This window comes from Bacillus sp. A260, assembly GCF_009861435.1.
Classification (GTDB): Bacteria; Bacillota; Bacilli; order Bacillales; family Bacillaceae_G; genus Bacillus_A; species Bacillus_A cereus.
The window spans coordinates 505878-517500 of sequence record NZ_CP046398.1 but is presented as its reverse complement, the minus strand read 5'-3'; the positions used below and the strand labels follow the sequence as shown (position 1 = coordinate 517500).

Below are 11623 nucleotides of genomic sequence, written 5' to 3'. Positions count from 1 at the left end.
TCCCGTTAAAAACTTAAAAACCGCTGTAAAAATCATTATAGCATCCATTCATTCTTGGCTTTCCTCCTATTCATTTCATATCTTACCTCTTTATCAATTTACACGAGAGTGAAAATTCTAAATTTTATGTTATATTATTAGTATAGGAGCGTGGTGAGAATGAGCATTAAGTATTCAAACAAAATCAATAAAATCCGGACCTTTGCATTAAGTTTAGTATTTATCGGCCTCTTCATTGCATACTTAGGTGTCTTTTTCCGCGAAAACATTATTATTATGACAACGTTTATGATGGTTGGCTTTTTAGCTGTTATCGCTAGCACTGTCGTTTACTTTTGGATTGGTATGTTATCTACTAAGACTATCCAAATTATTTGTCCAAGCTGTGATAAGCCAACCAAAATGCTCGGCCGTGTCGATGCATGTATGCACTGCAATCAACCTTTAACACTAGATCGAGATCTAGAAGGAAAAGAATTTGATGAAAAGTATAATAAGAAGAGTTATAAATCATAAGTATCAAGGGAAATACGAATTTGCAACACTACAAACGTTTCAACTCATTAAAAAGTTGATTTCTTAAAAAATCAACTTTTTAATTGTTTTATTAAATTTATTACACCTATTTTTTCGAAATAACAGTAAACATCCCTGTCATATTAGGCGAATAATCTTTAAAATCATATTTTTCGTAGAATGATGTTTTACCTTGCGACGCAAACAAACCAATGAATGCTTTATCTGGAGTATTCCCATTTAAGTATTCTACTAAAGTATTCATTATTTTCTTTCCAATACCATTCTTTTGATAATCTGGATGAACCACTATATCTTGAATATAGAAATAGATAGCCCCATCACCAACAATTCTCCCCATGCCGATGATTTGATTATTATCCTTGACTGTTATACAGTAAATCGAATTTTGAAGTGATATTTCCGCCACCTCAAAGTTCATATAGTTAGTCCATCCCACAGAATCACATAAATATTTATATTCTTCCAATGTTGGAATGTTATTTTTAATCTCATATTTCTTCAAAATGTCCCCTCCAAGAATTCATTTCCACCAATACAAAGTAAATTCGACAAACTTTTATCTAACCCTTCTTACTAACTTAGCACTGTAAATCCCGATTAACCTCACGCTAATCCTTATATAATAAAGAAAGAGGCTGACGTATAGCCGTCAGCCTCTTTCTTTATTATATATTACGCCTTATGACACTCTGGACAAACGCCATAAATTTCTAAGCGATGACTATTGATAACGAAGCCTGTCGTTTTCGCAGCTTCCTCTTCCAGCTTTTCCAAGCCTCCATAAGGAAAATCAACAATCTTACCACATTTTTCGCAAATCACATGATAATGTTGACTTGTAACATAATCAAATCTACTTGAAGCGTCTCCATAAGTTAATTCCTTTACAAGTCCAACCTCTTTAAACACACGTAAGTTATTATAGACAGTTGCAACACTCATATTTGGAAACTTACCTTCTAATGCTTTATAAATATCATCCGCTGTTGGGTGCGTCATTGATTCCACAAGGTACTCTAAAATAGCATGACGCTGTGGAGTAATGCGTACACCCGTATTTTTCAGCATTTCTAGCGCTTCTTTTAATTCTTCTTTGACCACCGTCATGCACCCCGATTCTATACGGATTATTATTTTATAATTCTTATAAAGAGTGTACTCCTTTTCTTATAAATCGTCAATATTTCTACTATAAGTATGTAGTTTATTTTTATATTCAGGACTTGTTTTTATGTATCTTTCCCTTTTTTCTTCATATATTCCATAGAAAAAAGTGCGACATAATCGCACTTGGAATACTATCATCTGAGGAGGTATGCCCTACACTTCCACTTTATGTAAGGCAGTAAAATATGTATAGACACTTGCCTTGTTTCTGCATATTTTATCTCCAATGTAGATTTACTTTATATAAGAAAGAACATCCTCAATATGTCCTTTCACTTTCACTTTACGCCACTCTTTTACAAGTTCACCGTCTTTATTAATAAGGAATGTAGAACGCTCGATTCCCATATACTCTTTCCCAAAGTTCTTTTTTAACTTCCAAACATCGTATAACTCTGCTACTTTATGATCTTCATCTACTAAAAGTGTAAATGGCAATTCATGTTTCTCAATGAATTTCAAATGTCTATTCGCTGAATCAGGACTTACTCCAAGAATAACCGTATCCTTCTCTTGAAATACTCCATACGCATCACGAAAATCACATGCTTCAGTTGTACATCCTGGCGTCATATCTTTCGGATAAAAATAGAGAACTACATTTTTACCGCGGAAATCAGCTAGGCGAACTTCTTCTCCGTTACTTCCCTCTAATGTGAATTCTGGTGCCATTTCTCCTACTGTAATCATAGTTATCACTCCTACTCTTTTCCTTTACTATAACAAATGCTTCCTTATTTTTCATTGTCTATTACAGACCTCATCACAAAAGCAAAAGGGAGTGTATATCCAATTAGCGCTTCTGCGATTGCAATCCATCGCCCAATTCCAATCGGAGATATGTCACCATATCCAACAGACAATAGAGTAACTGCGCTAAAATATAAACAAACTTCGACGAGTTGAAAAGAATGAGCGTTCAAACTTTCTCCGTCCTCTTTCAAAACTGCGAAACCCATTTCCTCTAATACAACGTAACTTAATCCAAATGCGATTAGTACTGTTGTATAGATTAAAAATAATGTGGCCAAATTATAGAGCGAAAAAAAACGCGTTGAATCCGAATAGGAACTCCATAATAATTGGACACTTTTCAAAATAGCGATTGCTGCAATTAATAGAATAAATCCCCATAACATGTCCTCCACCTCATTTTATATGTATGAGGTGGAGAACTGATTTATCCCTTAGAAACGAACAAGCTTCTATAATTAATTACCCGCGCCACGATACCTTTTTACCCCTTGATTCCAGAGGGTGATTGCAATCGTAAAACAGATAACACCAACAATTGGCGTCGCAAATGCATAACTATTCCATTCTGTTTTTCTTAAAAAGTATGCCGCTGGATATACTCCAACAAACGCAAACGGTAAAACAAACGTTAAAATGAAACGAATTACACGATTATAAATATTAACAGGATAGCGCCCGTAATTACCTATGTTATACATAAGAGGCATAATTGAACTTTTCGCATCCGACCAAAAACCAAGGCTCGCCAGCGTAACAAATATCCCTCCATATACAAGTGCTCCTCCTCCTACCATCAATATAAATAAGAAGAAATCATACCAGTAAAAAGATAATTGTAACTCCACAGCTGCATATCCCATTACAACAATCCCTGTAATAGCTCCAATTAAAGATTCAAGTTCCATTCTTTCTAATATAATTTGAAATAGGCTATGGATCGGCCGCGTTAATACACGATCCATCTCCCCTTTAATAATGTATCGATCATTAAAATCCCATATATTAAAGAAAGCTGAAAAGATGGCAAATGGTACTAAAAAGAAACCATAAATAAAGATTACTTCTTCTCGACTCCATCCCTTCAATGCTTGTGTATGCCCAAATACAACGAGAATAAATATTAAATTAACTGCTTGAAGCGATAAATCAGAAAGTAAACCAACGATAAAATCGCCTCGATACTCCAATTTTGTTTTTATATATTGACTTGCATATTGTAAAAATAAGTTTATATATAGCATCTCATCATCCCCCTTGTACAATTAGACGTTTTCTCGCCGTTCTCCACATGAGTACAATTGGAATAATAAGTACAATCGCCCAAATCACTTGAAATACTAAAGCCTCATACAACTTACTCCCCTGTATACCTTCAGAAAAAATCATACTTGGAATATAACTAATAGCCTGAAACGGTAAAAACATCATTGCTTTTTGGGCCCATAGCGGATAAAAACTAATTGGTAATAATAGACCTGAAAATAAATCAATAACAACGCGTTTTGCATACATAATCCCACTATTATTAAACAGGAAAAACGTAAGCATTCCCGTCATTAAATTAATTTGTGTATTAATAATAAAACTAAATATTAAAGATAAGAAGAAATATAACCAAGTTTGAAAATTTGTTGTAATTTGCAACGAAAATAATAACGTAACGATAACCATGCCTGGAATGGAAAAGAAGGCAAAACGGAATATTCCCTCGCCAAGACCTTGCATAACTTTCATTCCCAAATAGTTATACGGACGAATTAATTCTACAGCCACACGTCCTTCTTGAATCTCCATCGCAATTTCCCTATCTATATTATTAAAATAGAAGGCACGTGCCATCCACGCGATTGCGATATACGTGGTCATTTGCGAAATAGATAAACTTTCAATATTCTCTTTTCCGCTATAAATTGCTTGCCATAAAAAATAGTAAGCACCTATATTAATCGTATAAATTAAAATCCCGCTATAGTAATTTGTACGATACGCAAGCATCATTAAAAAGCGAATTCGAATCATTTCAATATACTTACCCATGCGTAATACCCTCTTCATAAATGTTACGAATAATTTCCTCTGTAGACACTTCGTTAATTTTTAAATCTTTAATTTGAAAGGCTTGTACTACTTTAGAAATAAGCATTGAAATAATAACTTCTTCATTCGGAATTTTTGCAACCCATGCATTTTCCTCTTTTGCTTTCGACCAAACGACATGATTATCTGGCATAACCATTGATAAAGCCTGATAGGAAACTGGTGCAACAAACTGAAAGTGAATTTCCTTCTCCGCTCCCCACTGCGTACGAAGATTATTTAAAGAACCGTCATACATAATATTTCCTTCATCCAGCATGATAACGCGCTCACATAAAGCTTCAATATCAGTAATATCGTGTGTTGTTAATAAAATTGTTGTTTTATAACGTTCATTCATTTCTTTTAAAAATTCACGTATTTTCAATTTCACAAGTACATCTAACCCAATTGTTGGCTCATCTAAAAATAATAACGGTGGATTATGAATTAAGGCTGCCGCTAATTCACAACGCATCCTTTGACCAAGAGATAATTTTCGAACTGGTTTATCTAATAAGGGCCCTATATCTAACGTTTCAATTACGTGCTCCATATGCTCCTTATACTGAGCGTCTGATACACCATACACTTTCTTTAATAAACGAAACGATTCTTGTACTGCAATATCCCACCAAAGTTGCGAACGCTGTCCAAAAACAACACCAATTGTTCTTACAAATTCTTCTCTTTGTTTATGTGGGTTCATTCCATTTACTGTGATTTGCCCTGATGTCGGAGTTAAAATCCCCGTAAGCATTTTAATTGTTGTTGATTTACCAGCACCGTTCTCACCGATATAACCAACCATTTCACCTTGATTTACAGTAAAAGATACATCATTTACTGCTGGTACTATTTTATAATTACGATTTAATAAATCGCGAAATGCACCCTTTAAGCCCGGACGACTTGAATAGGCTGTAAACTCTTTACGTAACCCTTGTACCTCAATTACCGATTTCATAATCGGACCCCCCTCCTAAATGTCACAACGAATAGTTTACCCAACTGCCTTCGCTATCACAAACAATACGTCTTTTCGAAAAACATGTTAGAATAATACATAGATTTTTGTAAGGAGATGAATTGTAGTGAATTTCACAAAGTCAGAAGCATTACATAAAGAAGCTTTAGAGCATATCGTTGGCGGTGTTAACAGTCCTTCTCGTTCTTTTAAAGCAGTTGGCGGCGGCGCTCCTGTTGCTATGGAACGTGGGAAAGGCGCTTATTTCTGGGATGTAGACGGAAATAAATATATCGATTATTTAGCAGCATACGGTCCTATTATTACTGGACATGCTCATCCGCATATAACAAAAGCAATTACAACAGCTGCTGAAAATGGGGTACTTTATGGAACACCAACAGCGCTAGAGGTAAAATTCGCAAAAATGTTAAAAGAAGCAATGCCTGCATTAGATAAAGTCCGTTTCGTAAACTCTGGTACAGAAGCAGTGATGACAACGATTCGTGTTGCTCGTGCTTATACAGGTCGCACAAAAATCATGAAATTTGCTGGTTGTTACCACGGTCATTCTGATTTAGTACTTGTGGCAGCTGGATCTGGCCCTTCTACTTTAGGAACTCCTGACTCAGCTGGCGTACCACAAAGTATTGCACAAGAAGTTATTACCGTTCCATTTAACAATGTAGAAACTTTAAAAGAAGCTTTAGATAAATGGGGTCATGAAGTAGCAGCTATCCTTGTAGAACCGATCGTTGGAAACTTCGGTATTGTAGAGCCTAAACCTGGATTCCTTGAAAAAGTGAATGAACTTGTTCACGAAGCTGGCGCACTAGTAATTTATGATGAAGTTATTACTGCTTTCCGCTTTATGTACGGCGGTGCTCAAGACTTACTTGGTGTTACACCTGACTTAACAGCGCTTGGTAAAGTTATTGGCGGTGGCTTACCAATCGGTGCTTACGGTGGTAAGAAAGAAATTATGGAACAAGTTGCTCCGCTTGGACCTGCATACCAAGCTGGTACAATGGCAGGAAACCCTGCTTCTATGGCATCAGGTATCGCTTGTCTAGAAGTACTTCAACAAGAAGGGCTTTATGAGAAATTAGATGAACTTGGTGCAATGCTTGAAAAAGGAATTTTAGAGCAAGCAGCGAAACATAATATCGACATTACATTAAATCGTCTAAAAGGGGCTTTAACTGTATACTTCACAACTAATACAATTGAAGATTACGATGCCGCACAAGATACAGACGGTGAAATGTTCGGTAAATTCTTCAAGCTTATGCTTCAAGAAGGAGTTAACTTAGCACCTTCTAAATACGAGGCATGGTTCTTAACTACAGAACATACAAAAGAAGATATTGAATATACAATCGAAGCTGTCGGCAGAGCATTTGCTGCCCTAGCAGACAATAAATAATCCCGTCATTAAAAGGAAAAAAGAAAGCTCACCTTTCTTTTTTCCTTTTTTCTATTTCATAAATTACGTATTAATAGTATAATTATTCATAATTATCTGTTTTATATTCTTTTACAGCATTACTATCTCTGTGTACAAGGTGATTTGCGCCTTAAATAGTAAGATTATTCTAACTTTTACAAGAAGGGGGATTGACGGATGCTCAATAAAAAAAATACATGGACACCGTCTTTATTTCGAGATTATAGAAATGCAGAACATGATGCGTGTGGAATCGTTTCCGTTATGGAGAAACGAAAAATTGCTACAAAAGAAAACATTGACCTTTGCATACAATCACTCGTCAAAATGAATCATAGAGCTGGTTTCATTAATGGCGAGGGCGATGGCATCGGCATTCACATTGATATACCAAAAACACTTTGGAATGAAAAACTAAAAAGTAGCGGATATAATCCAACGATTGTGGATCATCCCCACTTTATCGTTGGACATTTTTTTCTAAATAAAAAAGAAAACATTACTGCCTTAAAAGATTATATTCGTACGCAATTAAACAACAAAAACTTTACTATTATTTTCGAAAGTGACGATGCAACAAACTCAGATGCGCTCGGTCCACTTGGTAAACAAGAAGAACCTTTATTTTGGCAAGTTGCCCTTATCGCAGAAAACGAAATTATAAATATTGAGCAAACATTATTTTCTGTCACAATAAAAATAGAGGAAAACGAAGCAATTCATGTTGCTTCATTAAGTCATGATCATGTTGTATATAAAGTTCTAGGTGCTGGTGATACGCTTGTTGCCTACTATAATGATTTACAACATCCGCTTATCGCTTCAACTATGACATTAGGACATAACCGCTACTCTACTAATACATTATCTAATTTTTTTCGTGTACAACCATTTAGCATTCTCGGACATAATGGTGAAATTAACACAATTGCGAAATTACGCGATCAAGCTGAAATGATTGATGTACCACTTACTGCAGGAGGCAGTGACTCTCAAGATTTAAACCGCACCTTAGAAACCCTACTTGTTCAATACGGCTACAGCTTATTTGAAGCAATGGAAATTCTATTCCCACCAATTATTAATGAAATTAAACTTTATGAAACACCTTTACAAGATTTATATACGTATATACGTGAAGCATGGGGACATTTTGCACAAGGACCAGCTGGCATCATTTCCCGTTTTAAAGATGAAGCTGTTTTCAGCGTTGATTCCCTTGGATTACGCCCAGTATGGAAAGTAGAGACAGAGAGCTCTTATATTTTCTCTTCTGAACCTGGAGTTGTATCACCAACTAAATATGTAGCAGAACCAAAACCACTCGCTCCTGGAGAAAAAGTCGGATTAAAATGGAATGAACAAGATGAACTTGTTCTTTATGAATATGACAAATATCAAATCCAAGTATATAACCGTTTTAAAAAGCGAATTGATACTACCAATTACCATTTAAATTTATCTATCCCTGAAACGAAAAAAATCCAAGGGCTATGTGATTCTGTTCAAGTTGAAACGAAAGAATACGTCGCTTTCGGATGGGACCGAGAACATATTCAACTTCTTGAACAGATGGCAACAAAAGGCGTTGAGCCAATACGCTCACTTGGGCATGACTCACCACTTGCCGCACTCGATACTGATAGACGAAATATCGCTGACTTTATTAAAGAAAGTGTAGCTGTTGTTACAAACCCTGCAATTGACCGTGACCGTGAAATTGAACACTTCTCTACACGTACTGTACTTGGAGAGCGTCCAAGTTTATTAAGCGGCGCAAAACGGCCATTTGTAGTTGAAATGCTTTCACCAATTATTTTAGAAGGCAGCGTGGCACAACCTATTGCAGAGGAATTACACACAATTACGTACGAACAACTCATAGAGCTATTTAAGACTCATAACTCTATCGCCACAATCTCTGCTACATTCAGCTCGTCAGAAACTCTGCAATGCGCATTAAGCCGCATTAGTTCTGAAGCGATAGCTGCTGTTAACAATGGCGCTTCCCTACTAGTATTAGATGACGCAAAAGCCCATCTAAATGAACGATTGTGGATTGATCCACATTTAGTTACCGCTAAAGTACATCAAGCATTAAGTGAAAATAAATTACGCCGCAATTGTTCTCTCGTTATACGTTCTGGTGCTCTTCGCTCCTTACATGACATTGTCACGCTATATGGATTAGGAGCAGATGGTATTAATCCATATTTATTATTCGCGACTGTAAATGATGGAACAAAAACACCAATTACGAATCTATATACTGCACTTAATAAAGGATTAGAAAAAGTCATTTCAACAATTGGAATTCATGAGTTACGTGGTTACGGACGTCTCTATTCATCTATTGGATTACATGAAGAAATCGCAAATATATTACAGATTACAAATTTCTTCGGTTCAAATGATTTAGCCTTTTCACTTGAATCACTTGTTGAAGATGCAAAAATACGAGCAGAGGATTATAACAATCCTAAAATTAGAATGCGAAAATCATTTCATATATTCCCGCGAATTTGGAAAGCAATCGGCGATGTTGCAAAAGGAAATTCTTATGATGATTACCGTGACAAGTTAAGTGAACTAGAAGAGAATAATCCAATCGCAATCAGACACCTTGTTCAAACGAAACAAACAAAACATGTCGTTCCAACTGAAGAAGTATCTATCGGCATCAAAAATCATAATTTACCATTTATTATTAGTTCTATGTCATTTGGTTCTCAAAACGAAATTGCCTTTCGCGCATATGCAGAAGCAGCCGATCAGCTAAATATGATTAGCTTGAACGGTGAAGGCGGCGAAATTAAAGATATGATTGGAAAATATCCACATACACGTGGACAACAAGTAGCATCTGGGCGATTTGGAGTAAATGCCGAACTACTAAACTCATCAAACTTAATTGAAATCAAAATCGGTCAAGGCGCAAAGCCTGGGGAAGGTGGGCATTTACCTGGTTCAAAAGTGACAGCCAAAATCGCTGAAGCACGTAATGCGACAATCGGCTCAGATTTAATTTCGCCTTCTAATAACCATGATATTTATTCAATTGAAGATTTAGCTCAAATGATTACAGAAATTAAAACAGCTAATCAACTTGCCAAAGTAGCCGTGAAAGTCCCTGTTGTTCCTAATATCGGAACAATTGCTGTCGGTATCGCCAAAGCTGGCGCTGATTTTATTAACATTAGCGGATTCGATGGCGGAACAGGCGCTGCACGTATTCACGCATTGCAGCATGTAGGTCTCCCTGTAGAAATTGGTGTTAAAGCCGCTCACAACGCTTTATTAGAAGCAAGCATGAGACATAAAGTAGAGATTTGGGCAGATGGTGGTATTCGAAGTGTAAATGATGCCTTGAAAATCATGCTCCTCGGAGCAAACCGTATTGGATTTGGCACACTATCAATGATTGCAATCGGCTGTACTACTTGCCGTGGGTGCCATCTAGATACTTGCCATGTTGGAATTGCGACACAAATCGAGTCTGAAGCACAAGCAAAAGAACACGGGTTACGCCGCTTCGTCCCACGCGAATTAGAAAGCGCAGTTGCTGGCCTGCTAAATTTATTCACCTCTTTCGGTGTAGAACTAAAACGATTAACAGGACAGCTTGGTTATACAAATTTACAAGCAATTGTTGGGCGTTCTGATTTATTAGAGCAAGTTCGAGGCGAAAATTTATTAAACTTACGTAATTTACTACAAATAATAGAACATCCATCTGTTACAACAACAGAAGGCGTATCGGAAAAACAATTTAAGACAGTTCATTCCGCTGACTCAAAAGAATTGGTAGGCGTTGGTGTAGAGCAACGCGTTATGGGTGGTCTAGAATCATGTTATCGCGTTCGCAGTAAACTATATGAAGCTACTCAACTTGAACCACTTACATTAAAGTATACGAATGGTTCTATTCCCGGAAATGGGTTAGGTGCTTACAATAGTGAAAATTTATTTATACACGTAAATGGCGGCGCACAAGATGGCATTGGTAAAACTTCCTTTGGTGGTGGGATTTATATAACGAAATCAAAAGGAAAAGACGGAGTATATTATAACGGTTCTGTCGGAAAAGGATTTGGATATGGTGCACAAAAAGGGGCACTATACGTACAAGGGAACGCTGATGCTCGCGCTGGCATTCGCCTTTCTGGGGCAGACATGATAATTGGAGGTAGAATAACAAAACCACTCCGTGAAAAAGAGCAAGGAAATATAGGTGCATACTCCAATATTAAAGGTTTTGCTTTTGAATATATGACAAACGGGCGAGCGCTTGTTTTAGGTGACCCTGGTCCATGGATTTGCGCTGGCATGACTGGCGGTGTTGTTTATTTGCGTCGTGATTCAAACTTAGGCTTAACAGAACAGGCCTTAAAAAGAAGAATCGCAAAAGGCGCAAATGTTACATTACAACCAATTAGTAAAAATGGTTTGAAAGATGTAACTGAATTATTGCTAGACTATATTCGTGTACTAAACGAGCACGAGCAATATGAGGAAGTTGCTTTGTTAACACCATTATTAGATGATATACAGAACAAGTTTTTTGAGATTATCCCGAAAAAAGAACAGGCAGATCCATCTATCTCAACAGAGTAAAATGAGTAATTTTCATTATTAAGAAAAAATTGACGAAGTACGCTTCTCATAGTAAT

Annotated in this window: 10 protein-coding genes; 3 read left to right on the top strand and 7 right to left on the bottom strand. The window is 36.5% G+C overall.

Annotation, left to right across the window (positions count from 1 at the left end; genetic code table 11):
• The first annotated feature begins 159 nt into the window (after positions 1 to 159).
• The gene (locus GD442_RS02655; protein ID WP_000025058.1) at positions 160 to 516 is read left to right on the top strand and encodes a YgzB family protein; all 357 of its coding nucleotides are present in this window, start codon (positions 160 to 162) and stop codon (positions 514 to 516) included.
• A gap of 106 nt (positions 517 to 622) precedes the next feature.
• Here the strand turns inward: GD442_RS02655 and GD442_RS02650 are convergent, their stop codons facing one another.
• The 7 genes from GD442_RS02650 to GD442_RS02620 form a co-directional block, all read right to left on the bottom strand.
• Positions 623 to 1042 carry a GNAT family N-acetyltransferase gene (locus GD442_RS02650; RefSeq protein WP_000759735.1) on the bottom strand — a complete coding sequence of 140 codons (420 nt, stop codon included), beginning with the start codon at positions 1040 to 1042 and terminating at the stop codon, positions 623 to 625.
• A 170-nt stretch (positions 1043 to 1212) separates the two neighbouring features.
• Positions 1213 to 1641, bottom strand: a complete 429-nt coding sequence (perR, locus tag GD442_RS02645; protein ID WP_000237829.1) for a peroxide-responsive transcriptional repressor PerR — start codon at positions 1639 to 1641, stop codon at positions 1213 to 1215.
• Positions 1642 to 1941: 300 nt separating this feature from the next.
• Positions 1942 to 2397 (bottom strand): thioredoxin-dependent thiol peroxidase, encoded by a 456-nt coding sequence (bcp, locus tag GD442_RS02640; protein ID WP_000633710.1) that lies wholly within the window; start codon positions 2395 to 2397, stop codon positions 1942 to 1944.
• A 44-nt stretch (positions 2398 to 2441) separates the two neighbouring features.
• Positions 2442 to 2846 carry a potassium channel family protein gene (locus tag GD442_RS02635; RefSeq protein ID WP_000964343.1) on the bottom strand — a complete coding sequence of 135 codons (405 nt, stop codon included), beginning with the start codon at positions 2844 to 2846 and terminating at the stop codon, positions 2442 to 2444.
• A gap of 72 nt (positions 2847 to 2918) precedes the next feature.
• Complete coding sequence (locus GD442_RS02630) at positions 2919 to 3704, bottom strand: ABC transporter permease (protein ID WP_000965773.1); 786 nt, start codon at positions 3702 to 3704, stop codon at positions 2919 to 2921.
• Between the two features lie 4 nt (positions 3705 to 3708).
• Positions 3709 to 4500 carry an ABC transporter permease gene (locus tag GD442_RS02625; protein ID WP_000521519.1) on the bottom strand — a complete coding sequence of 264 codons (792 nt, stop codon included), beginning with the start codon at positions 4498 to 4500 and terminating at the stop codon, positions 3709 to 3711.
• Positions 4493 to 5506, bottom strand: coding sequence for an ABC transporter ATP-binding protein (locus tag GD442_RS02620; protein ID WP_086408059.1), 1014 nt, complete (start codon positions 5504 to 5506; stop codon positions 4493 to 4495). Before GD442_RS02620 ends, GD442_RS02625 begins: the two co-directional genes overlap by 8 nt.
• Positions 5507 to 5633: 127 nt before the next feature.
• Between GD442_RS02620 and hemL the strand changes: the two genes are divergently transcribed.
• Positions 5634 to 6932: a glutamate-1-semialdehyde-2,1-aminomutase gene (hemL, locus tag GD442_RS02615; RefSeq protein WP_001011863.1), complete on the top strand. Its 1299-nt coding sequence runs from the start codon at positions 5634 to 5636 to the stop codon at positions 6930 to 6932.
• A 198-nt stretch (positions 6933 to 7130) separates the two neighbouring features.
• Positions 7131 to 11567 (top strand): glutamate synthase-related protein, encoded by a 4437-nt coding sequence (locus GD442_RS02610; protein WP_000932762.1) that lies wholly within the window; start codon positions 7131 to 7133, stop codon positions 11565 to 11567.
• Positions 11568 to 11623: the final 56 nt, after the last annotated feature.